This window comes from Streptomyces albicerus (genome assembly GCF_008905045.1).
Taxonomy (GTDB): domain Bacteria; phylum Actinomycetota; class Actinomycetes; order Streptomycetales; family Streptomycetaceae; genus Streptomyces; species Streptomyces albicerus.
Window position 1 is genome coordinate 1 of the sequence record NZ_VWMY01000009.1, and the last position, 26,221, is coordinate 26,221.

Annotated in this window: 20 protein-coding genes and 1 riboswitch; of the genes, 15 read left to right on the top strand and 5 right to left on the bottom strand. The window is 70.1% G+C overall.

Annotation, left to right across the window (positions count from 1 at the left end; translation table 11 throughout):
* Positions 1 to 424: 424 nt before the first annotated feature.
* Complete coding sequence (gene mfd, locus GAS53_RS09335; RefSeq protein ID WP_151477001.1) at positions 425 to 3,955, top strand: transcription-repair coupling factor; 3,531 nt, start codon at positions 425 to 427, stop codon at positions 3,953 to 3,955.
* An 88-nt stretch (positions 3,956 to 4,043) separates the two neighbouring features.
* On the opposite strand, the gene GAS53_RS09340 is transcribed toward mfd, so the two are convergent.
* Positions 4,044 to 4,781, bottom strand: a complete 738-nt coding sequence (locus GAS53_RS09340; protein ID WP_225858834.1) for an HNH endonuclease family protein — start codon at positions 4,779 to 4,781, stop codon at positions 4,044 to 4,046.
* Between the two features lie 99 nt (positions 4,782 to 4,880).
* Positions 4,881 to 6,422, bottom strand: coding sequence for a UvrD-helicase domain-containing protein (locus GAS53_RS09345; protein ID WP_151477002.1), 1,542 nt, complete (start codon positions 6,420 to 6,422; stop codon positions 4,881 to 4,883).
* Between the two features lie 183 nt (positions 6,423 to 6,605).
* Here GAS53_RS09345 and GAS53_RS09350 point away from each other — a divergent pair, with 183 nt between their 5' ends.
* On the top strand, positions 6,606 to 7,349 hold the full coding sequence (locus GAS53_RS09350; protein ID WP_151477003.1) for a GNAT family N-acetyltransferase: 744 nt from the start codon (positions 6,606 to 6,608) through the stop codon (positions 7,347 to 7,349).
* Positions 7,350 to 7,458: 109 nt separating this feature from the next.
* Here the strand turns inward: GAS53_RS09350 and GAS53_RS09355 are convergent, their stop codons facing one another.
* Complete coding sequence (locus tag GAS53_RS09355) at positions 7,459 to 8,199, bottom strand: hypothetical protein (protein ID WP_151477004.1); 741 nt, start codon at positions 8,197 to 8,199, stop codon at positions 7,459 to 7,461.
* Positions 8,200 to 8,416: 217 nt separating this feature from the next.
* Between GAS53_RS09355 and GAS53_RS09360 the strand changes: the two genes are divergently transcribed.
* The 5 genes from GAS53_RS09360 to GAS53_RS09380 all read left to right on the top strand — a co-directional run bounded on the left by GAS53_RS09360 (position 8,417) and on the right by GAS53_RS09380 (position 14,679).
* A complete protein-coding gene (locus GAS53_RS09360) occupies positions 8,417 to 10,471 on the top strand; it encodes an N-6 DNA methylase (RefSeq protein WP_151477005.1) in 2,055 nt (684 codons plus the stop codon).
* 132 nt (positions 10,472 to 10,603) lie between these two features.
* Positions 10,604 to 11,203, top strand: a complete 600-nt coding sequence (locus tag GAS53_RS09365) for a hypothetical protein (RefSeq protein ID WP_151477006.1) — start codon at positions 10,604 to 10,606, stop codon at positions 11,201 to 11,203.
* Positions 11,204 to 11,241: 38 nt separating this feature from the next.
* Complete coding sequence (locus GAS53_RS09370; protein ID WP_263974120.1) at positions 11,242 to 12,723, top strand: serine/threonine-protein kinase; 1,482 nt, start codon at positions 11,242 to 11,244, stop codon at positions 12,721 to 12,723.
* 185 nt (positions 12,724 to 12,908) lie between these two features.
* Positions 12,909 to 13,556 (top strand): SurA N-terminal domain-containing protein, encoded by a 648-nt coding sequence (locus GAS53_RS09375; protein WP_151477008.1) that lies wholly within the window; start codon positions 12,909 to 12,911, stop codon positions 13,554 to 13,556.
* Positions 13,557 to 13,680: 124 nt separating this feature from the next.
* Positions 13,681 to 14,679 (top strand): nucleoside triphosphate pyrophosphohydrolase, encoded by a 999-nt coding sequence (locus GAS53_RS09380; RefSeq protein WP_404829196.1) that lies wholly within the window; start codon positions 13,681 to 13,683, stop codon positions 14,677 to 14,679.
* A 5-nt stretch (positions 14,680 to 14,684) separates the two neighbouring features.
* Here GAS53_RS09380 and GAS53_RS09385 read toward each other — a convergent pair whose 3' ends face one another.
* Complete coding sequence (locus GAS53_RS09385; protein WP_151477010.1) at positions 14,685 to 15,917, bottom strand: globin domain-containing protein; 1,233 nt, start codon at positions 15,915 to 15,917, stop codon at positions 14,685 to 14,687.
* A gap of 215 nt (positions 15,918 to 16,132) precedes the next feature.
* Between GAS53_RS09385 and GAS53_RS09390 the strand changes: the two genes are divergently transcribed.
* From GAS53_RS09390 to GAS53_RS09420, 7 genes are all read left to right on the top strand, one after another.
* A complete protein-coding gene (locus GAS53_RS09390) occupies positions 16,133 to 17,440 on the top strand; it encodes a cytochrome P450 family protein (RefSeq protein ID WP_151477011.1) in 1,308 nt (435 codons plus the stop codon).
* A gap of 173 nt (positions 17,441 to 17,613) precedes the next feature.
* Positions 17,614 to 18,642: a LysM peptidoglycan-binding domain-containing protein gene (locus GAS53_RS09395; protein ID WP_151477012.1), complete on the top strand. Its 1,029-nt coding sequence runs from the start codon at positions 17,614 to 17,616 to the stop codon at positions 18,640 to 18,642.
* 200 nt (positions 18,643 to 18,842) lie between these two features.
* Positions 18,843 to 19,010, top strand: a riboswitch (cyclic di-AMP (ydaO/yuaA leader).
* A 4-nt stretch (positions 19,011 to 19,014) separates the two neighbouring features.
* Positions 19,015 to 19,719, top strand: coding sequence for a LysM peptidoglycan-binding domain-containing protein (locus GAS53_RS09400; protein ID WP_151477013.1), 705 nt, complete (start codon positions 19,015 to 19,017; stop codon positions 19,717 to 19,719).
* A 434-nt stretch (positions 19,720 to 20,153) separates the two neighbouring features.
* Complete coding sequence (gene eno, locus GAS53_RS09405) at positions 20,154 to 21,434, top strand: phosphopyruvate hydratase (RefSeq protein WP_192583040.1); 1,281 nt, start codon at positions 20,154 to 20,156, stop codon at positions 21,432 to 21,434.
* Positions 21,435 to 21,554: 120 nt separating this feature from the next.
* Positions 21,555 to 22,031: an FtsB family cell division protein gene (locus GAS53_RS09410; RefSeq protein WP_151477015.1), complete on the top strand. Its 477-nt coding sequence runs from the start codon at positions 21,555 to 21,557 to the stop codon at positions 22,029 to 22,031.
* An 82-nt stretch (positions 22,032 to 22,113) separates the two neighbouring features.
* Positions 22,114 to 22,635 carry a DUF501 domain-containing protein gene (locus GAS53_RS09415; protein WP_151477016.1) on the top strand — a complete coding sequence of 174 codons (522 nt, stop codon included), beginning with the start codon at positions 22,114 to 22,116 and terminating at the stop codon, positions 22,633 to 22,635.
* A 55-nt stretch (positions 22,636 to 22,690) separates the two neighbouring features.
* A complete protein-coding gene (locus GAS53_RS09420; RefSeq protein WP_151477017.1) occupies positions 22,691 to 23,695 on the top strand; it encodes a Ppx/GppA phosphatase family protein in 1,005 nt (334 codons plus the stop codon).
* Positions 23,696 to 23,817: 122 nt separating this feature from the next.
* Here GAS53_RS09420 and GAS53_RS09425 read toward each other — a convergent pair whose 3' ends face one another.
* Entirely contained in the window at positions 23,818 to 24,045 is a 228-nt protein-coding gene (locus GAS53_RS09425; RefSeq protein ID WP_151477018.1) for a hypothetical protein, read from the bottom strand.
* 561 nt (positions 24,046 to 24,606) lie between these two features.
* Here GAS53_RS09425 and GAS53_RS09430 point away from each other — a divergent pair.
* Positions 24,607 to 26,013: an NAD(P)/FAD-dependent oxidoreductase gene (locus GAS53_RS09430; protein ID WP_151477019.1), complete on the top strand. Its 1,407-nt coding sequence runs from the start codon at positions 24,607 to 24,609 to the stop codon at positions 26,011 to 26,013.
* Positions 26,014 to 26,221 lie beyond the last annotated feature (208 nt).

Here is a 26,221-nt window from a genome sequence, read left to right on the forward strand (position 1 = left end):
GCGCCGAAGAGTCCACGGACTCTTCGGCGCCGGGTTGTTCTGTGTGTGCCGGGGGGTGCTTGCCTGATGTCGGGTGCGGGTGGGTGGGGGCTGGTCGCGCAGTTCCCCGCGCCCCTGAAAGACGGGCTGCGCCCTGTCTTTCAGCCCTGTCCCCGCACCTTGCAGGCCGGGCCCGCGCCTTTCAGCCCGTCCGGCGTTTGAGGACGAGGCCGTTCAGGCCGATCAGCGGGGGTCTGGGGGCGGAGCACCCAGGGATGGGACGGGTAGGGGCGGCGGGGGCGGAATCCTCCCGGTATCCACAAGCGCGGCGGGCGCGAGCGTGGCGTCGTACCCTGGACACCCCCGGCCCGTCAGACGTGTCGGGCGGTTCGCGTTGCCCACCCACCCCGCCCACTCCTTCAGATCCTCGGATGGAAACCTCTTCATGAGCCTGCACGGTCTGCTCGACGCCGTCGTCAAGGACGCCGCACTCACCGAAGCGGTGAAGGCCGCCGGCGACGGCAACCGCATGCACGTCGACCTGGTGGGCCCGCCCGCGGCCCGCCCGTTCGCGGTCGCGGCCCTGGCCCGGGAGGCGGGCCGTACGGTGCTGGCGGTGACGGCCACGGGACGGGAGGCCGAGGACCTGGCGGCGGCGCTGCGGTCCCTGCTGCCGACCGACGGAATCGTGGAGTACCCGTCCTGGGAGACGCTCCCGCACGAGCGGCTGTCCCCGCGCAGCGACACCGTGGGACGACGGCTCGCGGTCCTGCGGCGCCTGGCCCACCCGCGCCCGGACGACCCCGAGACCGGCCCGGTCCAGGTCGTCGTCGCGCCCGTACGCTCCGTGCTCCAGCCCCAGGTCAAGGGCCTCGGCGACCTGGAGCCGGTGGCCCTGCGGACCGGCCAGACCGCCGACCTCGGGGACATTGTGGAAGCCCTGTCGGCAGCCGCGTACGCACGGGTCGAGCTCGTCGAGAAGCGCGGCGAGTTCGCCGTACGGGGCGGAATCCTGGACGTCTTCCCGCCCACCGAGGAGCACCCGCTGCGCGTGGAGTTCTGGGGCGACGACGTCGAGGAGATCCGTTACTTCAAGGTCGCCGACCAGCGGTCACTCGAGGTCGCCGACCACGGGCTCTGGGCGCCGCCCTGCCGCGAACTGCTGCTCACGGACGACGTACGGGAGAGGGCGGCCCGCCTCGCCGAGGAGCACCCCGAGCTGGGCGAGCTGCTGGGCAGGATCGCCGAGGGCATCGCGGTCGAGGGCATGGAGTCCCTCGCGCCGGTCCTCGTCGACGACATGGAGCTGCTCATCGACGTACTGCCCAAGGGCTCCATGGCCGTCGTGTGCGACCCGGAGCGGGTGCGGACACGCGCCGCGGACCTCGTGGCGACCTCGCAGGAGTTCCTCCAGGCGTCCTGGGCGGCGACGGCCGGTGGCGGCGAGGCCCCGATCGACGTGGACGCGGCGTCCCTGTGGTCCATCGCGGACGTCCGGGACCGGGCCCGCGAGCTGGACATGATGTGGTGGTCGGTGTCGCCGTTCGCCGCGGACGAAGAGCTGGACGCGGACACCCTGAAGCTCGGCATGCACGCCCCGGAGACGTACCGCGGCGACACCGCGAAGGCCCTCGCCGACACCAAGGGCTGGCTCGCGGACGGCTGGCGCACGGTGTTCGTCACCGAGGCCCACGGCCCGGCGGCCCGTACCGTCGAGGTGCTCGGCGGCGAGGGCGTCGCGGCCCGCCTGGAGTCGGACCTCGGCGTGCTGACCCCGTCGGTCGTACAGGTGGCCTGCGGCTCGATCGACTACGGCTTCGTCGACCCGGCGCTGAAGCTCGCCGTGCTGACCGAGACCGACCTCTCCGGCCAGAAGGCCGCCGGCAAGGACGGCGCCCGGATGCCGGCCCGCCGCCGCAAGACCATCGACCCGCTGACGCTGGAGACGGGCGACTACATCGTCCACGAGCAGCACGGCGTCGGCCGCTACATCGAGATGGTCCAGCGGACGGTGCAGGGCGCGACCCGCGAGTATCTCGTCGTCGAGTACGCGCCGGCCAAGCGCGGCCAGCCCGGCGACCGCCTCTACATCCCCACGGACCAGCTGGAACAGATCACCAAGTACGTGGGCGGCGAGGCCCCGACGCTCCACCGCCTCGGCGGCGCCGACTGGACGAAGACCAAGGCGCGCGCGAAGAAGGCGGTCAAGGAGATCGCCGCGGACCTGATCAAGCTGTACTCGGCCCGGATGGCGGCACCCGGGCATGCCTTCGGCTCCGACACGCCCTGGCAGCGCGAGCTGGAGGACGCGTTCCCGTACGCCGAGACGCCCGACCAGCTCACCACCATCGCCGAGGTCAAGGAGGACATGGAGAAGACGGTCCCGATGGACCGGCTGGTCTGCGGCGACGTCGGCTACGGCAAGACGGAGATCGCGGTCCGGGCCGCTTTCAAGGCGGTGCAGGACGGCAAGCAGGTCGCCGTCCTCGTCCCCACCACCCTGCTGGTGCAGCAGCACTTCGGGACGTTCGGCGAGCGCTACTCCCAGTTCCCGGTGAATGTCCGGGCGTTGAGCCGCTTCCAGACCGACACCGAGGCGAAGGCGGTCCTGGAGGGGCTGCGCGAGGGCTCGGTGGACGTGGTCATCGGCACGCACAGGCTCTTCTCCTCGGACACCAAGTTCAAGGACCTGGGCCTGGTCATCGTGGACGAGGAGCAGCGGTTCGGCGTCGAGCACAAGGAGCAGCTGAAGAAGCTGCGGGCGAACGTCGACGTACTGACGATGTCGGCGACCCCGATCCCGCGGACGCTGGAGATGGCGGTGACAGGCATCCGCGAGATGTCCACGATCACCACGCCCCCGGAGGAGCGGCACCCGGTCCTGACCTTCGTCGGCCCGTACGAGGAGAAGCAGATCGGCGCGGCCATCCGCCGCGAACTGCTCCGCGAGGGCCAGGTCTTCTACATCCACAACCGGGTGGAGTCGATCGACAGGGCGGCTTCACGCCTCCGCGAGATCGTCCCGGAGGCACGCATCGCGATCGCCCACGGCCAGATGTCCGAACAGGCCCTGGAACAGGTGGTCGTCGACTTCTGGGAGAAGAAGTTCGACGTGCTCGTGTCGACGACGATCGTGGAATCGGGTATCGACATCTCGAACGCGAACACGCTGATCGTGGAGCGCGGCGACAACTTCGGCCTCTCGCAACTGCACCAGCTGCGCGGCCGAGTGGGCCGTGGCAGGGATCGGGGTTACGCGTACTTCCTCTACCCGCCGGAGAAGCCGTTGACGGAGACGGCCCACGAGCGTCTCGCCACGATCGCCCAGCACACGGAGATGGGCGCGGGCATGTACGTGGCGATGAAGGACCTGGAGATCCGCGGCGCGGGCAATCTCCTCGGCGGCGAGCAGTCGGGCCACATCGCGGGCGTGGGCTTCGACCTGTACGTACGCATGGTCGGCGAGGCGGTGGCGGACTACCGCGCTTCGTTGGAGGGCGGCGTGGAGGAAGAGCCCCCGCTCGAGGTGAAGATCGAGCTCCCGGTCGACGCGCACGTCCCGCACGACTACGCCCCCGGCGAGCGGCTGCGCCTTCAGGCCTACCGGTCCATCGCCTCCGCCAACACGGAGGAGGACGTCAAGGCCGTACGCGAGGAACTCGTCGACCGGTACGGCAAGTTGCCCGAGCCGGTGGAGAACCTGCTGCTGGTGGCGGGCCTGCGGATGCTCGCGCGGGCCTGCGGCGTCGGCGAGATCGTGCTCCAGGGGAACAACATCCGCTTCGCACCGGCGGAGTTGAGGGAGTCCCAGGAGCTGCGGCTGAAGAGGCTGTACCCGGGGACTGTCATCAAGCCGGCCGCGCGTCAACTGCTGGTACCTCGGCCGAAGACGGCGAAGGTGGGCGGAAAGCCTTTGGTCGGGCGGGAGTTGTTGGGGTGGACCGGGGAGTTCCTGGCTTCGATTCTGGGGTCGTAGGGAGGCGTACCAAGCCGTAGGGAGTCGTGGGGAATCAGGTCAGGCGCACCGGAAGAGCACGCCGGTCAGTGCGCGGGACCGGTGTTTCTCAAGGAGCGGCAACCTCGGTGGGACTGCCGCCCGAGGGAAGCTTCTGGTTCGGGCAGGCTGCCAGTACCTTCGCCATCGCGTCCTTCTCGGCCCGTGTCACCCACAGCTGGTACTTCGTCTTGACCGAGACCTGACCGGCCACGTAGTCGCAGCGGTACGACTTGTTCGGGGGCAGCCAGGTCGCGGTGTCCCCGTCCCCCTTCTGGCGGTTGGTGGAGGAATCGGCCGCCACGAGATTGAGCGGGTCGTTCGCGAAAGCCCGCCGCTTGCTGTCGCTCCACTGCTGGGCGCCTTTCTGCCAGGCGTCGGACAGGGCGACGAGGTGGTCTATGTCGACTTTGCTGCGCCCGCGTATGAAGGTGATGCGGGTTCCGGTGTAGGGGTCGGGATCGAGCACTCCGCGCAGCACCTTGCAGCCGTCCGAGGCGCGGGAGACGGAGTCCAGCTGGTCCGCGAGTATGTCGTCACGAGTTCCGCAGCCGTTGTGGTCGGTGTCGAGCCAAGGGCTGCCGAACTTGTCCCGGTCGTATCCGGTCTTGGGGGCCCGCCCTTTCACCGTGAGCTCTCCGACGGCTCGCAACGCTGTTCCCCCACCGGAGGCCGGGGCAGTCCGGGACGGAGAGTCCGCGGGGCTGTTGCCGATCTCGCACCCGCTCAGCGTGAGGGAGCCCGCCAGCAGCAGCGTGGCGAGCGGAAGCAGGCGACGAGTGCGGCGCGCGGCGCGGTGAGGGGTCACAGCGGACCAGGGTAGGCAGCCGGGCAGGCGGCGTCACGGGCGGGTGCTGCTTCGGGACTGCCCGGCGTCGTCATCCGGGAGCGGGACTCCCGGGCGTCGTCATCCTGGAGCGGGCCCCAGAGTCTCCCAGGGGTTGGGCGGTTCGGGGGCTTTTCGGGTTTTGGCAGCGCCGCCGGGGTTGCCGTCAGGGTGCTGGTTGATCCAGGCCAGGCCGCCGATGTCGAACTGGTGGCGTGCGCGGGTGACGGCGACGTAGGCCAGGCGTGCTTCCGCGTCGTCGATGTTGCCGGGGAGCGGCTTGCCGTTCACGTCCGTCTCTTCCGGATCCATCGGTTCGGTGAAGTCTTCGCCGATGCGGACCGAGGCCCATTCGCGTCCCTTGGCCCGGTGAGCGGTGGAGACCACGATCTCGGCGCCGTCCTCGACGGAGAGTCTGTCCACGGCGTTGAGGATGACGTCTACGCCGTGCTCGTCCACGAGGTCGACGAGCGGCAGCAGGTCCCGGCCGGAGGGGTCGTACTCGGCGTAGTCCTGAAGTTCGCCCCAGGAGTCGAAGAGAATCAGCTCGGGGTGCGTGGCGCGTTTGCCGGCTTTGAGGTCGCGGGCCGCGTGGGCGAGGGCGCGCAGCGCGTCACCGCCGCCGACGAGGGCGACCCGGCGGCCTTCTTCGAGCAGCCGCATGACTTCGAGCATGGCGCCGACGTTGGACCGGCACAGGATCGCGTCGGGTCTCTCCACGCGTTCGAGGCGGGTGTTGATGGCCGGGGTGCCGGTCAACCGGATCGGTGATTCGACAATTCGTAGCCACCGGTTGGCTTCTTCGGCGAGTGCGGGGCCGAAGCGGAAGGACTGGGACAGGGCGAGTTGCGTCCCGTCGAAGTCGGTCATCACGTCCCGGGCGCCGCGCCAGCCGTAGATGGCCTGGGCCGAGTCGCCGACCATCACCAACTGGGCCTGATGGCGTTGCTCGTTGAAGATCTTCTCGATCACCGGATTGGTGTCCTGGGCTTCGTCCAGCAGCAGGAAGTCGGCCCGGATCACAGGTTCCGTCAGAGCCCAGATCTTCAGATAGTGGTCGTGGTCGAAGCGGACGACGCCTTCCAGCGGGTTCTGCAGGTCCGCCCACGCCTTGGTCGCGTACGGCAGGACGATGTCGACGAGCTGGCTGTGGAGGTCCTCGGCTTCGACGCCACGCATGCGCGGGACGTGATGGCGCTTGATGGAGCTGTCCGCGGACTGGCAGAAGCGCGTGACGGTGCGGAGTGTCGAGTACGAGAGCGCCTTGTTGGTCACGTTCCGCTCGCCGATGCGGATGCGCATGTTGATGGCGATACCGAGGGAGGCGCCGGTCTTCCAGCCAGGGAGTCTGGGGGCGTTGAGCCTGGACGCGTACGTCCGGCCCACGGCGCCGTAGGCCAGAGAATGGGCGGTCTTGCACACCACGTTGCTCGGGAACTTGCGGGCCGCGTCACTGGCGATGGACTTGTTGAAGGCTATGTACCGGCCGAGCTTGCCGGTCTTGGCGGCGAGCATGGCCAACGTCGTGGTCTTTCCCGTTCCGGCGCCTGCCTGGAGGACCAGATGGTCCCCCCGCCGGAAGGCATCGACAGCCGCGCTCTGCTCGTGGGTCGGTACGGGCATCGTGCTCCTCAACCGGTTGTGCGACTTCACCGCGCGACTTCACAGCGCAACCTCACGGTGACACAAAGAGATCAGATGCGTCCGGCGATCACGATTTCCACGCTGAACATCCGCAGCCGACGCCCCGGTGTGACCTGCCAAACCGGTTCCCCATGCGCCGAGTTGCCGCCTACGGTGTCCGCCATGGAGCTGAAGGTGTCGACCCTTGCCGAGCGCCCCGAGATGTATGACCAGGTGGCGGGGATGGCCGACACCTGGCCCGAGTTCATACGTCACGACCTCGTCAATGACGCGCACTACGGCCGGATCGCCACCGAGCTTCCGGAGTACGTGCTGTTCGCCGAGGACGAGCGCGGAGAGGTGGTCGCCCACGCCTACAGCGTGCCGTTCGCGCTCGCGGACGAGGGCCGGGGCGAGTTGCCGGCGCGGGGCTGGGACGAGGTGATGGTGTGGGCATTCGCCGACAAGCGCCGCGGTACCCGGCCCGACACGGTGAGCGCGATCTCGATCGTCGTCGCCCCGCACGCCCAGGGCGGCGGACTCTCGGGCCGGTTGCTCTCGGCGATGCGCGACAACGCCCGGGCGCACGGCTTCGACGAGGTCGTCGCCCCGGTGCGCCCGAGCGCGAAGCACCTGGAGCCGCGTACGGCGATGGAGGAGTACGCGTTCCGGACACGCGGCGACGGGCTGCCGCACGACCCCTGGCTGCGCGTCCACGTCCGGGCGGGCGCGCGCATCGAGGCGGTGGCACCGGCCTCGATGACCGTGGCCGCCTCGCTCGACGAATGGCGCGCGTGGACGGGGCTGCCCTTCGACGAGGAGGGCGAGATCGAGGTCCCCGGAGCGCTGGTGCCGGTGCACTGCGCACCGCGGCGCGGATACGCGGTGTACGTCGAGCCCAACGTGTGGGTGCGGCACGCCCTTTGAGGCGTGCCGTGCTTGGTCCCGGTGAGCCGTGCCCCGCTGGTGCGGGGGTACTGGATCCCGCTGGGGCGCGCCGCGCGAGGGCACGCCCGCTGAGGCCCGACCGGCCCTGTCAGCCGCCCAGCGCGTCCAGGTCGATGACCTTGCCCTTGGGCGCCTCGGCCGGGACGGGCTTGTCGAAGTCGCTGTAGGTGACGGTGCCCGGGTCCTCGGCGGTCTTGCTGACGACCTTCAGCAGGTAGGGCTTGCCCTCGGTGGCGACGTACAGCGTGTAGGTGTCCTTGCCGTCCTTCTCGCGCAGGACGATCGCCGGGGTGCCGTCGACCGTGGTCGTCTTCCCCCTGGTGGCGTTGGAGCTGCCGTCCTCGAACTCGGAGAGCGTGGTGTCGAGGTCGCAGAAGCTCGCCATCTCCTTGGCGTCCGAGCCGGTCGCGGCCATCTTGGTCCACTTGCCTGCCAGCATCTCCACCACCGCGTCGGTCTCGGCCTTGGGGTCGCTCTTGCCCTGGGCGCGCAGGAACTTCTCGTCGTACCTCAGGTAGAGGGTGTCGCCGGTCTTGATGAGGTCGGTCTTGCCCTGGCCCTCGCTGATCGTTCCGGCGCACTGGCCCTTTTTGTCGAGAGCCATGTCCAGGCTCATCCGGACGCCGTCCTCCTCGATGTCGGCCTTCATGCGCAGCGACGAGGTGTTCGAGGTGGCCTTCACGGCCCGGTCGGCGATCTCGCCGCCGGTCAGCCCGGCGAACGGGCCCTTCGGTTCGCTGTCAGCCTTGTCCTCGCCGGGCAGACAGCCGGTGAGCGAGACGGTGGCCGTGGCGGCCAGGCAGAGAGCGGCAAGTGCGGTGCGACGCATGGCAGTTCCTTCGAGTGTCGGCGACCCCGCCTCTTTCCGGCGGCCGCTCATCCGATGGGTCAATCAGAGCAGAGCTTGTGAACCGAGTCAACACGATTAACAACAATGAATGAGTACACGAGGTGAACAGGTGGATCGCGCGTATGTCGGTATGCTCGGCGCCACACACCACCACGACGACTCGACGCCACACACCAGAACGAGGGGAGCCGGGCGGGTGCAGGAGAACGGGACAGAGGTCACCGCGGCCGGGATCGCCCGGCTCGCCGGAGTCGGCCGCGCAGCCGTCAGCAACTGGCGCCGCCGCCACGCCGACTTCCCCAAACCCGTCGGAGGCACCGAGACTAGCCCCTCCTTCGCGCTCGCCGAGGTCGAGGCCTGGCTGCGCACCCAGGGCAAGCTCGCCGAGGTCCCGCTGCGCGAGCGCGTCTGGCAGCAGCTCGCGGGTCACCCCGAGGGCCCGGTCACAGCCTTGGTCCACGTCGGCTGCGCGCTGCTGCTCATCCACGACCGCCCCACGGTCTGGCTGGAGATCGGCGCCGGCTCGGACGCGCGCCTTGCCGAACTGCTGCCCGCACCCCTCGACCAGGTCCTCACCCCGCGCTTCGGTGTGATCCGCAAGCGGGCCGTGGACACGCCGACCGCAGCCCAACTCCTCCCGTCCGCCCCCCTGTTGCGCGGCGCCGCCGACCTCGCGGCCGAACTGGGCACCCGGAAGACGTACGAGTTCCTGCTCGGCCGGCACCTCGACGCCAACCCGCGCCAGTACACGCTCACCCCGACCGGACTCGCCGCCCTGATGGCCGACCTCGCAGGACCCGCCCCGGCCGTCCTCGACCCCGCGTGCGGCACCGGCGCCCTGCTGCGCGCCGTGGCCGCCGCGCAGGACACCAAGGCCATCAAGGACCAGCACCTCTACGGCCAGGACAGCGCCCCCGAAATGGCCGCGCTCACGGCGCTGCGCCTCGCCCTCCACACGAGGGCCGCCGTGCGCACCGCCGCCGCCGACACCCTGCGCCACGACGCGTACGAAAGCCTCAGGGCCGATGCCGTCCTGTGCCACCCGCCGTTCAACGAGCGCAACTGGGGCCACGACGAGCTCGCCTACGACCCCCGCTGGGAGTACGGCTTCCCGGCCCGCACCGAGTCCGAACTGGCCTGGGTCCAGCACGCGTTGGCCCGCCTCAAGGAAGGCGGTATCGCCGTCCTCCTGATGCCGCCCGCCGCCGCCTCCCGCCGCTCGGGCCGCCGCATCCGCGCCGACCTGCTGCGTCGCGGCGCCCTGCGCGCCGTGATCGCCCTGCCGCCGGGCGCGGCACCCCCGTACAACCTCCCGCTGCACCTGTGGGTGCTGCGCAGGCCCGCCGTCACGGCCCATCCCGCGCAGCCCGAGATGCTGCTCGCCGACACCGGCGTGTTCACCGCGGACAGCCGCGGCGGCCTCGACTGGCAGTCCGTGCGCACCGCGGTCCTGGACGCCTGGCGCCCCTTCGACCGCACCGGCACCGTGCCGCAGCAGCCCGGGCTCAGCCGTTCGGTGCCGGTCATCGAACTCCTCGACGACGACGTGGACCTGGCCCCGGCCCGCCATCTGCCTCCCCCCGCGGCGGGCGGCGGCGCCGAACAGCTCGCGAGCGTGCGCGAGCGCCTCGGCGAGACCCTCCGTCTGACCGGCGACCTCACCCCGCCCGCCGCCGACCCGCGCCGGCCCAGCCGCTGGCCGCTCACCACGATCGGCGAACTCGCGCGCGGGGGCGCACTTCAGCTGCGTACCGGCGGAAACGGCGGCCACGCGCGCGTGCCCGTCCTCACCGACCACGACGTCCTCGCCGGAACGGCCCCGTCCGGAACGCTTCCCGAGAGCGACGAGGAACCCGTCCTGACCGAACCCGGTGACGTCGTCGTCCCCGTGCTCGGCGGCGGCTCCATCGCGCGCGTGGTCGACGACGCGACCGCGGGAGCCGCCCTCGGCCGCAACCTCGCGCTGCTGCGCCCGGACCCGGCCGCGCTCGACCCGTGGTTCCTCGCCGGCTTCCTGCGCGGCACCGCCAACAACCGCCAGGCCAGCAGCTACGCGTCCACCGCGACCCGGCTCGACGTACGCCGCCTCCAACTGCCCAGGCTGCCGCTGGACCAGCAGCGCACGTACGGCGAACGGTTCCGCGCGCTGGCCGAGTTCGAGGAGGCGCTACGGCTCGCGGGCCGCCTCGGCGACCAGTTGGTGCGCGGCATGTACGACGGCCTGACGGACGGCACGGTCACGCCGGACTGAGAGCCTCCGGTACGGGCGGGGTGACCAGCGCGACAACGGTTCGGTACAACCCGGGACCGGTTGTCCTTCTCGGCCTATACGCTCGGACTTCCAACTCGCACGTCCGTCCTCATCAGGTCACCAGGAGCAGTCATGTACGGCCATGGCGCGGCGCCGCCTCCCCGCAGCACGGCTACCGTCATCAGCCTCCGTGTGCTGTTCGCCGCTGCTGGGTTCTTCACGTGCGGCATGCTCGCCGCCGTTCCGCTGTTCCGAGTGGCCATGCTGCGCGGCAAGTGGTTCGACTGGGTCCTGGCCTGGGTGAGCCTGCCCTTCGCGATCAGCTGTTTCGCCGTGATCGGCTCGCTTCCGGAGAGCGACGGCAGAACGGATCTCGCGCTGGCCGCCGTGATGCTGTTCGGCGTGTTCAGCGCCGCGTACTTCCTGGTCGTGGACATCCGGCACCACCACGCGCGGCCCCCCTTCCCGGTCTACGCACCGCCTGGGGTGCCCCAGGCCGGATACGGCTATCCACAGCCCGCTTCCCCGTACGCCGCCACGCACCCGCAGTCGCAGTCGCAGCCGCACCTGCAATCGCAGCCGCAGCCGCAGCCGCCGGAGGCCCCCGTGCCCCAGAGCCCCGTTCCGCCGCAGGGGCCGCCGCAGCGCCCCGCGCCCGCCCGCATCGACCAGGTGCGCGCCGAGCTCGACGAGCTGAGCGACTATCTCCGTAAGCACGAGGACGGCAGGTGACCGTGGCGTCGGGACGGGTGATCACCGGCCGCTACGAACTGTCCACACTCATCGGGCAGGGCGGCATGGGCCAGGTGTGGACGGCGTACGACCAGCGCCTGGACCGGCGCGTCGCCGTCAAGCTGCTGCGCCCCGACAAGGTCGCGGGCCAGGAGGCCGACGAGCTGCGCCGCCGCTTCGTCCGCGAGTGCCGGGTCACCGCGCAGGTCGACCACCCCGGCCTGGTCACGGTCCACGACGCGGGCAGCGAGGGCGAGGAGCTGTTCCTCGTCATGCAGTACGTCGACGGGGCCGACCTCTCCGACCACCTCGCCGAACACGACCCGTACCCCTGGCAGTGGGCCGTCGCGGTCGCCGCGCAACTGTGCGCCGTGCTGTCCGCCGTGCACGCAGTGCCGATCGTCCACCGCGACCTCAAACCGCGGAACGTGATGGTCAAGCAGGACGGCACGGTCACCGTCCTCGACCTGGGCGTCGCGTCGGTCATGGACACGGACACGACCCGCCTCACACACACCGGTTCACCCATCGGCTCGCCCGCCTACATGGCCCCCGAGCAGGCGATGGGCGGCGCGGTCGGCCCGTACACCGACCTGTACGCACTCGGGGTGCTGATGCACGAACTCCTCAGCGGAGACGTGCCGTTCTCGGGCTCCACCGCCCTCGGCGTCCTGCACCGCCACCTCTACGAGCCGCCCCTCCCGGTCCGTCGTCTGCGCCCCGAGGTCCCGGAGACGCTGGAGGCCATCGTCCTGCGGCTGCTCTCCAAGGACCCGCAGCACCGCCCGGGCTCCGCGCAGGAGACCTACGAGCAACTGCTGCCGCTGCTCCCCGCGCGCGGCATGCCGTCCGGCGCCCCGCTCGACCCGACGCGCCCCTTCCTGCGCCCGCACGCACCCTGGCCGGACCGTGCCCGTACGCCAGCGCAGCAGCCCCAGGCCACCCCCGCCGTCGAGAAACCCGACGTCGCGGGCGCCGTCGACGAGGTCAAGCGCCTCCTCGGCGAGGGCCGCATCACACAGGCCGTCGACATCCTCGGCGGCATCCTCCCGGTCGCCGCCGCCCAGCACGGCGAGCACTCACCCGTCGTCCGCACCCTGCGCAAGCAGTACGCGGCCACGCTGATGGACGACGGCCAGTACCGCCGAGCCCTGCCCGAGCTGCGCCACCTCGCCGACGAACGTGCCGCCGAGGCCGGCCAGGCCGACCCGCAGTCCCTGCGCTTCCGCTACGAGGCCGCCCAGTGCCTGGAGCAGCTCGGCGAACCCGCCGCCGCGCTCGCCGAGTACCGCGCACTGCTGCCGTACTACGAGAACCAGTACGTCGCCCAGGACGCCGAGCTCTCCTTCGAAGTCCGCCGCCGCATCGGCCACCTGCTCCTCGCCCTCGGCGACCGCGCCGCCGCCCACGACACGCTGGCCCGGCTCCAGTACGACGTCGAACGCCTGCGGGGCCCCGGCCATCCGCTGGTCGCGGAGATCCGCCGAACCCTCCAATGGCTTGGCCAGGTACGCGGGTAGGACCTGATCCCGAAGACAGGCCCCGGGCCCTGATCCGCCGGACAGGCCATAGAAGCACCGGAGCGGTGCCTGAACTCCTGGCGAATCGTTGGGTCGAATGGGTGGCCGAGAGCCGGTCCCCTGCCTACCATCGATCACCGCAAGACTTTGTGCACCGTCGCACAAGCTCCTACAGGAGGTCCTCCTTGCACCGCCGCCGTCGCACCGCGCTCCTCCTCTCCGCCGCGCTCATCACCGCGGCCCCCCTCCTGACCGCCTGCGGCAACGACGCGCATCCCGGTGCCGCGGCCGTCGTCGGCGGCGACCGCATCACGGTCTCCCAGCTGGAGAACCGGGTGAACGAGGTACGGTCCGCGCAGCGGGCCGCCACCACGGGCGAAGCGCAGTACGAGCAGGCCATCGCCAAGTCCGGCGGCCTCACCCGCGACACCCTGCACGGCATGGTCCTCGACCGCGTACTGCACCAGGCCGCGCAGGACGCGGGCGTGACCGTCACCCGGAACGAGGTCCAGCGCTTCCGCGCCGAGCTGGAGCAGCAGGCGGGCGACGCGAAGGCGCTGGAAGTGGCCTGGCTCCAGCAGTACGGAGTCCCGCCGGAGCGGCTCGACGACAACCTCCGCGTCCAGATCGAGGCCCAGAAACTGGCAGCCGCGCTCGGCACGGACACCAGCCAGCCGGCCTTCTGGAAGGCACTGTCCGAGGCGTCCAAGAAGATGGGCGTCGACCTGAACCCGCGCTACGGCAGCTGGGACGTCGAGAAGAGCAGCCGCGTCGACGCGAAGCTGCCATGGCTGCGCGAGGTCACCTCGGCGGGGAGCCAGGAGACGGCGTAGCGCTCCTGGCCTCCGCGAAGTCGAAGTCGAGGGCGGCGTCTGGGTCGGGTCCGCCTGTGGACGAGATCTCCTGTGGACGAGAGCGGCTGCCCTGTGGACAGCGGATGACCTTGTTGTCGGTGGCGTGGGTTACGTTCGGTGTGTGAACGCATCCAGCCCGGGGCGCATCGTCCTGCTCACCACCAGCCACCGAGTCGCGCCCGGGCTCCTGTCCTGGCCCGCCTGGCAGGCGCTGCACGGCGCCGACCGCGTCCTGTGCGCGGACGGCGCACACCCCCAGCTGCCCTACCTGCGCGAGGCGGGCGTCCAGGTCGACGAGGCCGCGCCGACCGCCGAGGAGCTGGTCGACGCCTGCGCCGGCGGACGCACGGTCGCCGTCGTCGCCACCGGCGAGGGCGAGCCCCGCCTGACCGACGGCCTGGCCCGGCTGGCGGGCTCCGGACGCGTGCAGATGCCCGACCTCGAACTGCTCCCGGCGTCGTACGACCTCCCCGGCGCCCGCCTCCTCGACCTCGTCCAGGTCATGGACCGCATCCGCGCCGAGTGCCCCTGGTCGTCCCAGCAGACCCACAAGGGCATGGCGAAATACGGCATCGAGGAGGCGTACGAACTCGTCGAGGCCATCGAGGAGGGCGACCGCCACGAACTCCGTGAGGAGCTCGGCGACGTACTGCTCCAGGTCGTCTTCCACGCCAGGATCGCCGAGGAGGATGAGGACGAGCCGTTCTCCATCGACGACGTGGCGGGCGGCATCGTCACGAAGCTGATCCACCGCCACCCGCACGTCTTCGGCGACGAGACCGCCTCGACACCCGAGGAGGTCAAGGAGCACTGGCTGCGCACCAAGGCCGTGGAGAAGCGGCGGACATCCGTCACGGAGGGCGTCCCCCTCGGTCAGCCCGGCCTCGCACTCGCCGCCAAGCTGGCGTCCCGCGTCCGCACGGCGGGACTCGAGGTGCCGCTGCCCCAGGGCGAGGGCGTCGGCTACGAACTGCTGACGATGGCCGTACGCGCCGAGGCGGAGGGCGTGGACCCGGAGGCGGCTCTGCGCGCGGCCGCGCGGGCCTACCGGGATGCGATACGGGCGAGCGAGAGCGGAGCGCTCCGCGAGGAACGCGGTTAGGCCGCTCAGTCGAGCGAAGGCTGGTCGGGGACGCGGGCCGACGGATTGTGCCAGTGCGGGCGTGGCCGGTGGAGGAGCCATTCGCCCGGGCCCAGCGGGCGGGCCTGGCCCTGGCCGGTGGGCGGGAGTTCGTCGCAGAAGACGCGCTCGGGGTCGGTGCCGAGGGCGGGGAGGGCCTCGGTGATCTCGTCGACCAGTTTGGGCGGGCCGGCCAGATAGACGTCGTGGCGGGCCCAGTTGGCGCGGTTGCCCAGAGCCGTCCGCAGCCGGTCGGTGGCCTGGGCCTTCGGACGGCCGGGCGCGGGCGTGATGACGGTGACGTCGAGGTGCGGCAGCCGGCCGCATAACTCCCCGAGCGCGACCCGGTCGTACAGATACGCGGTGTCGCGGGCGACGACGAAGACACGCGCCTCGTACGAGCCGGGCTCGCCCGTCAGCTGCTCCAGCAGCGCCTTGACCGGGGCCCAGCCGGTGCCGGCCGCGATGAAGGTGACCGGCCGCTCCACCGGCGCACGAAGGGTCAGCCGGCCGCCCGGTGCGCCCAGCCGCAGGATGTCGCCCTCACGGGTGCGGCGGACGAGCTCGGTGGAGAGGACGCCGTCCTCGATGAGGCTGACGTGCAGGTCGACGGTGTGGTCGGGGCGGGGTGCGTTGCCGAGGGAGTACGGGCGCCAGACGCCCGGGATGCGGGGACTGTTGACGCTCACGTACTGGCCGGGCACGTAAGGGAGGGGATGGTGCGGGCGCAGGGTCACTACGGCGAGGTCGTCCCCGTACCGCTTGCGGCCGACCACCTCGGCGTCCCACCAGGGAGGCTCCCCCTGGCTCTCCGCCTCCCACGCGCCGTCCAGCATGGCGTCCGCGATCACCGCGTACGCCTCGCCCCAGGCTTTCTCCACCTCCGCGCTCCACGCCGACCCCGACACGGCGGCGAACGCGGCGATCAGGCTGGCGCCCACGGCCGCGTAGTGCTCCGGCTCCGCCAGGTACTTCCTGTGGTCCCGCCCCAACTCCCAGAGATATTCGCGCGTCCCCGGCTCTCCCAGCCGCCCCACGACATGCGTCAGCGCGGCGAACAGACGGTCCCGCTGGCGTTCCATGTCCTCCGGGAAATCCAGCGGGAACAGGGCACGGACGTCGGGGTTGTGCCAGAAGAGGTGCGAGTAGAAGTACTTGACCGCGAACTCGGCCCGCCTTTCGACGACCGCGAAACTGGTCCGGAGTATTTCGGGGTCCACGCTCGCGAATGTATGGAGCTTTCTGCTTGTGGGGTCAAGGAGCAGCTCATTCACGGACAGCCCAGCACCTAAGGGGCAACTCGGGTGTGGCGTTGCTGACCACCCTTGTCTCAGTGAGTCGGGTGACCACTGGCTCCGCCTCCGGCGGTAGCGCAGCCGCCGGAGGCCACGGGCGCCGAGCGGGCTCTCGCCTCCCCTCCCGATACCGTCAAGGAGTGACCGAAACACCTGCCGAGCCCCCCGCAGAGGACCCCGCCCCCGAACTCTTCACCTGGGAGTTCGCCACCAACCCCTACCCCGCGTACGCCTGGCTCCGTGAACACGCCCCCGTACACCGGACCAAACTCCCCAGCGGAGTCGAGGCCTGGCTGGTCACGCGCTACGCCGACGCCAAGCAGGCCCTCGCCGACGCCCGGCTCAGCAAGAACCCCGCTCACCATGACGAGCCCGCGCACGCGAAGGGCAAGACCGGCATTCCGGGGGAGCGGAAGGCCGAGTTGATGACCCATCTCCTCAACATCGACCCGCCGGATCACACCCGTCTCCGGCGGCTCGTGAGCAAGGCGTTCACGCCGCGTCGGGTCGCCGAATTCGCGCCGCGGGTACAGGAGTTGACCGACCGGCTGATCGACGGGTTCGTGGAGAAGGGGGAGGCCGATCTCATTCACGAGTTCGCCTTTCCGCTTCCCATCTACGCGATCTGCGACCTGCTGGGCGTCCCCCGCGAGGACCAGGACGACTTCCGGGACTGGGCGGGGATGATGATCCGGCACGGGGGAGGGCCCCGCGGGGGCGTGGCCCGCTCCGTCAAGAAGATGCGCGGCTATCTCGCCGAGCTCATCCACCGCAAGCGCGCAGAGCTCACGGACCGGCCCGCCCCCGGCGAAGACCTCATCTCCGGTCTCATCCGTGCCTCCGACCACGGCGAGCACCTCACCGAGAACGAGGCCGCGGCGATGGCCTTCATCCTCCTGTTCGCCGGGTTCGAGACGACCGTGAATCTCATCGGGAACGGCACGTACGCCCTGCTCACCCACCCCGAACAGCGGCAGCGGCTGCAGGCATCCCTCGCGGCCGGCCACACGGACCTCCTCGCGACCGGCGTCGAGGAACTGCTCCGGTACGACGGGCCCGTCGAGCTGGCCACCTGGCGGTTCGCCACCGAGCCGCTGAGCATCGGCGGGCAGGACATCGGCACCGGCGACCCCGTGCTCGTCGTACTCGCCGCGGCGGACCGGGACCCCGACCGGTTCACCGACCCCGACACCCTCGACCTCTCCCGCCGCGACAACCAGCACCTCGGTTACGGCCACGGCATCCACTACTGCCTCGGCGCGCCCTTGGCCCGTCTGGAGGGCCAGACCGCGCTGGCCACGCTCCTCACCCGCCTCCCCGACCTCCAACTTGCAGGGGATTCAGCCGATTTGCGGTGGCGTGGCGGGCTCATCATGCGGGGATTGCGCACGCTTCCGGTGGAGTTCACACCCGAACTCGCACTCGCCCGGAAGCCGCACGCGGAGTAGCGGTCCAGTAGCAGTCGGAGTCGACGGAAAGTGAGACTTCGTCAACTCTGTGATCTTCACGTGATCTACGCTGCATCGACTTGTGACAAGCATTCGAGTGCGACTAGGTTCACCGCTCAGCACGGCCCCCATCCGTCGCACCAGTCCCTTGCTGTCACGCGAAAGGCAACCGCATGCTCTCCGGGAACGGTCGTCACCGTCGCCCCCGTCAGGCTCCGGCTCTCCTCGTCGCGGCGGGCGTGACCGGATCGGCCATCGCGATCCCCCTGCTCGGCGCGACCGGTGCGAGCGCCGCCAGCGGTACGACCTGGGACGCGGTCGCGGAGTGCGAGAGCGGCGGCTCATGGAGCGCCGACGAGGGCAACGGGCGCTACGGCGGCCTCCAGATGACCCAGGAGACCTGGGAGAGCCACGGCGGTCTCGACTACGCGCCGAGTGCCGACCAGGCCAGTCGCTCGCAGCAGATAGCCGTCGCCGAGAAGGTCCTCGCCGCCGACGGCACGAGTGCCTGGGCGACCTGTGGACTCGTCGCCGGCCTGACGCAGAACTCCGACTCGGCCGACGTCGACACGGGCATCGCGGAGGACTCCGCCGCCCCTTCGGCCACCCCGTCGACCAACTCGGATACGACGAGCGGCAGCGATACGACGTCCGATACCTCCCAGTCGTCCGAGTCGCCCGAGTCACCCGAGTCACCCGAGTCACCCGAGTCGTCCGAGTCGTCCGCCAATGACGACTCCGGCACCACGAACGACTCCGGCGGTGACACCGTCACGGGCACACAGACTCCCGGCAGCTCCGCCACGGACGGCGCGGCGCAGAGTGACGATTCGGACAAGTCGTCCCAGAACGGCGACGCTTCGAGCGATGCCGAGACGGACGCGGGCGTCGGCGCGGACGACGGCACCGGCTCCGGCCGCCACCGCGGCGACAGTGCCACCGACGACGCCACGGACTCCCGTACGGACGACTCCTCCGGCCGGCATGCCTCGCGCGGCGACAGCGCCTCGCGCGACGCCGCCGACGGCTCGTACACCGTCCGCGCCGGCGACAGTCTCTGGGGCATCGCCGACTCCCTTGGAGTGGAGGGCGGATGGCATGAGCTCTACGCCGCGAACAAGGGGGCCGTCGGCGCCGACCCGGACCTCATCCTCCCCGGTCAGAGCCTTGAGCTCGACAGCGCGCAAGCGGAGAGCAAGTAGCCATCAAGGCGCCGAATCGGGCTAAAAGCAGCGGTAGTTCGCACTGAATGTCCGGTTTGGTGAAAGTGAGAGATGGATCTCAACGACCCTGATCGTCTTTGGATTTCGGCGGATCGCGTGTCTACGGTCGTGACCGCTCGCCACTGGTGAGCCCCGACGGTCGCACGCCGAATCCTGCCAACGGCCGTACGGGAACAGTCGTCGCGTAAGCGCCGTAGGCAGGAGCGGGGGACCCAAGGTAAGTGCCGGACCCGGTCGTTGAGGCCAGGTACGGCTTGGGGTTAAGCCGCGTGACGAGATCACGCGGCCGGGCAACTCACTCGGCCCGAACCCGACAGCTCACCTCGCAGGCGTCGGTGAGGGGATCACTTCATGCTGCTTTCCGGCAAGGGCAAGCACCGCCGCCCGTCCAAGACCACCCGTATCGCCACGCTCGCCGGTGTCACCGGTGCCGCCATCGCCGTCCCGCTGATGGGCGCCACGGGAGCCTCCGCCGCCACCGCGTCCGAGTGGGACGCCGTCGCCCAGTGCGAGTCCGGCGGCAACTGGTCGATCAACACCGGCAACGGTTACTACGGCGGCCTGCAGTTCTCGGCCTCCACCTGGGCCGCGTACGGCGGCACGGCGTACGCGTCCACCGCCAACCAGGCCTCCAAGTCCCAGCAGATAGCCGTCGCCGAGAAGGTCCTCGCGGGCCAGGGCAAGGGTGCCTGGCCGAGCTGTGGCGTGGGCCTGTCGAACGCCTCGTACAACGGTGGTACGGCCTCCTCGGGCTCCGGCTCCTCGAACTCCGGCCAGAGCACCTCGCAGTCGCAGCAGAAGAGCACGCAGCCCTCGGAGGAGCGTGCCTCGCGTTCCCAGGAGCGTTCGACCGCGAAGAAGACCGTCGAGACCCCGACCGGCAAGAAGGTCAAGAAGGGCGACGGCGAGTACAAGGTCGTCAAGGGCGACACCCTCAGCGCCATCGCCGAGAAGGAGAACGTCAAGGGCGGCTGGCAGAAGCTGTTCAAGCTGAACGACGACATCGTCGACGACGCCGACTTCATCTACCCGGGCCAGCAGCTGCACCTCAGCTGACGTTCCGGTACTCGGGCCGCTCACCCTCAGCCGCTTTCCGCCCCACATTCGGATCGCGGCTGAACCACAGCGCTCTCACATCCGTGTCCCCCATAGTGGATACATCGTGAGGGCCACCCCCGTCCCCCACGGGCTCCCCGCCCCGGTGCGTCTTCCCCCGTACGCACCGGGGCGGGGCTTTTTTGTTTGTGCCGGTCTGTCTGTTTGTGCCGGACCGGGGGTGTCGGATCGGCGGCGCCGGGTCAGGGGCGTCGCGCCGGGGCTTTTTGTTCCCTGTAGGAACAATGTTTACCCTCAGTTCTGTCCATGGGGTGGTCGACCGGCTGGCCGATCCCTCCGGGGCGGTTAGGCTCATGTCGCGGAACCACCACCGTTCCGCACTGTGCCGGGCCGGCGCCCGGCGTACCCGCGTCACATCCCAGAAGGAGATGCTCGTGCCGTCCATCGACGTCGTCGTAGCCCGGGAAATCCTGGACTCCCGAGGCAACCCCACGGTCGAGGTCGAGGTCGGCCTCGACGACGGCAGCACGGGTCGTGCCGCCGTCCCGTCCGGCGCCTCCACCGGTGCCTTCGAAGCTGTTGAGCTCCGCGACGGAGACCCCAACCGCTACCTGGGCAAGGGTGTCGAGAAGGCCGTCCTCGCCGTCATCGAGCAGCTCGGCCCGGAGCTCGTCGGCTACGACGCCACCGAGCAGCGCCTGATCGACCAGGCCATGATCGACCTGGACGCCACCGACAACAAGGGCTCGCTCGGCGCGAACGCCATCCTCGGCGTCTCCCTGGCCGTCGCCCACGCCGCGTCCGAGGCGTCCGACCTCCCCCTCTTCCGCTACCTGGGCGGACCGAACGCGCACCTGCTGCCGGTCCCGATGATGAACATCCTCAACGGCGGGTCGCACGCCGACTCGAACGTCGACATCCAGGAGTTCATGATCGCCCCGATCGGCGCGGAGTCCTTCTCCGAGGCCGTGCGCTGGGGCGCCGAGGTCTACCACACCCTCAAGAAGGTCCTGAAGAGCCGCGGCCTGTCCACCGGCCTGGGCGACGAGGGCGGCTTCGCGCCGAACCTCGGCTCCAACCGCGAGGCCCTGGACCTGATCCTCGACGCGATCAAGGAGGCCGGTTACGTTCCCGGCCAGCAGGTCGCCCTCGCGCTCGACGTGGCCGCCTCCGAGTTCTACAAGGACGGCAAGTACCTCTTCGAGGGCAAGGAGCGCTCCGCCGCCGAGATGACGGAGTACTACGAGGAGCTCGTCGCGGCCTACCCGCTCGTCTCCATCGAGGACCCGCTGTACGAGGACGACTGGGCCGGCTGGAACGTCATCACCGAGAAGCTGGGCGACAAGGTCCAGATCGTCGGCGACGACCTCTTCGTCACCAACCCGGAGCGTCTCGCCCGCGGCATCGAGGAGGGTTCCGCGAACGCCCTGCTCGTCAAGGTCAACCAGATCGGCTCGCTGACCGAGACCCTGGACGCCGTCGAGATGGCCCAGCGCAACGGCTTCAAGTGCATGATGTCCCACCGCTCCGGCGAGACCGAGGACGTCACCATCGCCGACCTCGCCGTCGCGGTGAACTGCGGCCAGATCAAGACCGGCGCCCCGGCCCGCTCGGACCGCGTCGCCAAGTACAACCAGCTGCTGCGCATCGAGGAGATCCTCGACGACGCGGCGGTGTACGCGGGTCGCTCCGCTTTCCCCCGCTTCAAGGGCTGAGCCCCTGAGCAGGGGGCACAGCCCCGTCGTACATACGTCCCCGTACCCGGTCCCGTACCGTGTGCGGGGACGTACGTACGTGACGGGCTCGACGGGGCTTGTGTCGGGGAGGCGGGACAGATGGCTGTGAAGGACCGCGACCGGTTCTCCACCGCGACCAGGCTGCGGCTGCTCGGCGAGCAGACCGCCGCCCGTGTCTACCGCTCCCAGACCAAGCGCCAGGCCCGCCGCTCGCGGCTGACCGGCCGGGCGGCGCTCCTCGCCCTGGTCCTTTGCTCCCTCGTCGTGGCCCTTGCCTATCCCATAAGGCAGTACGTCTCCCAGCGCGCCGAGATCGCCGAGGTGGAGCGGCAGCGGGAGCAGGCCCGCGAGCGGGTCGAGCAGCTGCGCGACCTCAAGGCGCGGTGGCAGGACGACGCGTACGCCGAGCAGCGCATCCGGGAGCGGCTGCACTATGTGATGCCGGGCGAGACCGGCTACATCGTGATCGACCCCGACGCGGCGAAGAAGACGCGTACGGATCAGACGGCGGCCGACCGGGCCTGGTACGCCAACGTCTGGGACGGCGTCGACAAGACCGACGCCTCCGACCGGTGATCCGCCTGGGTGATCCGGCCGGATCCGACAGTGAACTGACTACTCACCACTGACTACTGACCAGAGAGACATACGCACCGGCATGGAAACGCCCCCGCCGCCCACCCCGCGCACCGAGCCCACCGACGCGGACGTCGAGGCCTTCAAGCAGCAGCTCGGGCGGCCGCCGCGCGGGTTGCGCGCGATCGCGCACCGCTGTCCGTGCGGGCAGCCGGACGTCGTCGAGACGGCTCCCCGGCTGCCGGACGGGACGCCGTTCCCGACGACGTACTACTTGACGTGTCCGCGTGCGGCTTCCGCCATCGGCACGCTCGAGGCGAACGGTGTCATGAAGGAGATGACGGATCGGCTCGCCACGGAGCCTGAACTGGCCGCCGCGTACCGTGCCGCCCACGAGGACTACATCGCGCGGCGCGACTCCATCGAGGTGCTGGAAGGCTTTCCGAGCGCGGGTGGTATGCCGGATCGGGTGAAGTGCCTGCATGTGCTGGTGGCGCACTCGCTGGCGGCGGGGCCCGGCGTCAATCCGCTCGGCGACGAGGCCATCGCGATGCTGCCGGAGTGGTGGCGCAAGGGGGCGTGCGTGGTGCCGACCGAGGGGTGATCCCGCCCCCGCCGCCCCACCCCCCGGAACGAACGCAACAGGAGACCACCCCCTCATGACTCGTGTCGCCGCCGTCGACTGCGGTACCAACTCGATCCGGCTCCTCGTCGCGGACGTGGACCCGGCCACCGGAGAACTCGTAGACCTGGACCGCCGGATGACGATCGTCCGGCTCGGCCAGGGGGTCGACCGGACGGGCCGGCTCGCACCGGAAGCGCTGGAGCGGACCTTCACGGCCTGCCACGAGTACGCGGCGATCATCAAGGAACACGGCGCGGAGCGACTCCGCTTCGTCGCAACCTCCGCCTCCCGGGACGCCGAGAACCGCGACGAGTTCGTGCGCGGCGTCCTGGACATCCTGGGTGTCGAGCCCGAGGTCATCACCGGGGACCTGGAGGCCGAGTTCTCGTTCACGGGTGCCACCAAGGAGCTGACGGCCCAAAACAAAGGGGGCGCGAAGCGCCCTTCGATTGAGGGTGGTGGTGGGAGACGGGCGGGCGATCTCGCCAAGCCCTACCTCGTGGTGGACATCGGCGGCGGCTCCACGGAGTTCGTCGTGGGCGACGACCACGTGCGCGCCGCCCGCTCGGTGGACATCGGCTGCGTACGGATGACGGAACGGCACCTCGTCCGCGACGGCGTGGTCACCGACCCCCCGACGCCCGAGCAGATCGAGGGAATCCGGGCCGACATCGAGGCGGCCCTCGACCTCGCCGAACAGACCGTCCCGCTGCGCGAGGCCCGCACTCTGGTCGGCCTTGCCGGCTCCGTCACCACCATCTCGGCGATCGCCCAGGACCTCCCGGAGTACGACCCGGGGGCCATCCACCACTCGCGGGTCTCCTGCGACCGCGTACGCGAGATCACCGACCGCCTGCTGACCTCCACCCACGCCGAACGGGCCGCGATCCCCTCGATGCACCCGGGCCGTGTCGACGTCATCGGCGCCGGCGCTCTCGTGCTGCTCTCGATCATGGAGCGGATCGGTGCGAGCGAGGTGGTCGTGAGCGAGCACGACATCCTCGACGGCATTGCCTTCAAGGTGGCGGAAGAGGCGTAAGTGACAGAAGAGGTGCAAGAGAGTAACCGCAGCGACTGACCTGACCTGTGGTGACGCCGAGCGGCCCCGGTACCTCGCAGCGAGGTACCGGGGCCGCCGCTCACTCCATGCGGGTCTTTCCGTCAGTTGCAGAGGAGGACGATCAGGCCGCTGCACCCCCCATCGTCACCGTGGCCGCCGTGGGCCGGGCTCGACTGGGCGGCCGTGGCCTTTGCGGCGATGTGAGTGGCGGGCGTCGCGGCCACGGCCGATGCGGCCGACGCCGCCCCCGCCGCAAGAGCAATGCCCAGGACTGCGCTGACCGCGCATATTCGCGAAGTGGCCTTCTTGGCCTTCTGTGTGTTGGTCATAGACGCAAGCTATGCACCCTTGTCGCCAATATCGCGCGGAACATGGCTGATTGGGTGAATGGCGCCAAATCGCCCGATCCATGCATGCCGTGGCGGCAGTGCGTGGTCGGTGGCGCAGGAGGCTCGGAACCCCCCCGATCTACCCGTCGGCGGCCTCGGCTGAGCAGGTTCGACAACGCATGAGCGCCCCCTGAAGGGCCCGAAAACCCCCTCGGCGACACCTCGCCGGAAAACTTCGTGAAGTTCTTCACAAGAGAATCGCCCCTGTTGGGCGAGGTTTTCGCCCCTGTGGGGCCAACGGGGTCACCGAGGGGGTCCGGGGCATGATCAACAGGGTGTTCCGCGGGTGCCGCGATCGTATGAAAAGGGAGACTGGTCCAAGGGCTCCGAAGAGCCGGAGCGGCAGCTCACGCGGCATTGACAACGACCCGTACTACACGTTGGTTCACGCCCGGTGTCATGATCTGGATCACGTGGGCGGCGCAGTGTAGCAGAGGGTGCGACCAAGCTTGTGAAGGGGCGCACGAGCGACCCCCCTGGGGCGGGTGGATACTCGATGGCATGAGCACCACGGAGCGTCCCAGGATCCTCGTAGTAGGCGGTGGGTACGTAGGCCTGTACGCAGCTCGGCGCATCCTCAAGAAGATGCGCTACGGCGAGGCGACCGTCACGGTCGTCGACCCCCGGTCGTACATGACCTACCAGCCCTTCCTCCCCGAAGCCGCCGCCGGAAGCATTTCGCCTCGGCACGTCGTCGTTCCGCTGCGACGCGTGCTGCCGAAGGCGGAAGTTCTCACCGGCCGGGTCACCACCATCGACCAGGACCGCAAGGTCGCCACGATCGCCCCCCTCGTGGGTGAGGCGTACGAGCTGCCTTTCGACTACCTCGTCATCGCGATGGGCGCGGTCTCTCGCACCTTCCCGATCCCCGGCCTCGCCGAGCAGGGCATCGGTATGAAGGGCATCGAGGAGGCCATCGGCCTGCGCAACCACGTGCTTGAGCAGCTCGACAAGGCCGACTCCACGACGGACGAAGAGGTCCGGCGCAAGGCGCTGACCTTCGTCTTCGTCGGCGGTGGTTTCGCCGGTGCGGAGACCATCGGCGAGGTCGAGGACATGGCCCGCGACGCGGCCAAGTACTACACGAGTGTGTCCCGTGAGGACATGCGCTTCATCCTCGTCGACGCCGCGGACAAGATCCTCCCGGAGGTCGGCCCGAAGCTCGGCGCGTACGGCAAGGAGCACCTGGAGGCCCGTGGGGTCGAGGTGTACCTCTCCACCTCCATGGACTCCTGCGTCGACGGCCACGTGGTGCTGAAGAACGGCCTCGAGGTCGACTCCAACACCATCGTGTGGACCGCCGGCGTCAAGCCGAACCCGGTTCTCTCGCGCTTCGGTCTGCCGCTCGGCCCGCGCGGCCACGTGGACACCCGGACCACCCTTCAGGTGCAGGGCGCGGACTACATCTGGGCCGCCGGCGACAACGCGCAGGTGCCGGACCTCGTCGGCCGCAAGGCCGGCAACGAGAACGCCTGGTGCCCGCCGAACGCGCAGCACGCGCTCCGTCAGGCCCGCGTGCTCGGCGACAACGTGATCTCCGGTATGCGGGGCTTCCCGCAGAAGGAGTACTCGCACGCCAACAAGGGTGCGGTGGCCGGGCTCGGCCTCCACAAGGGCGTCGCGATGATCGTCATGGGCAAGATGAAGATCAAGCTCAAGGGCCGGCTGGCGTGGTACATGCACCGTGGCTACCACGGTATGGCCATGCCGACCTGGAACCGTAAGATCCGGGTCTTCGCCGACTGGACTCTCGCGATGTTCCTCAAGCGCGAGGTCGTCTCCCTCGGCGCCATCGAGACTCCTCGCGAGGAGTTCTACGAGGCCGCAAAGCCGGCGCCCGCGGCTGCCGCCGCCAAGGCCGAGCCCGCGGCTCCGGCCAAGACCGAGGAGAAGGCCAAGGCCTCCTGACCCTCCGGTCACCCGCTCGTCCCCGAAGGGGCCTCCCGCCATCCGTGGTGCGGGAGGCCCCTTCGGCGTTTGTGTTCCGCCCCCGAACCCCCGCTCCTCAAACGCCGGAGGGGCTGATCTTCAGCCCGTCCGGCGTTTGAGGACGAGGCCGTTCAGGCCGATAGCGGGGGTCTGGGGGCGGCAGCCCCCAGGGATGGGACGGGTAGGG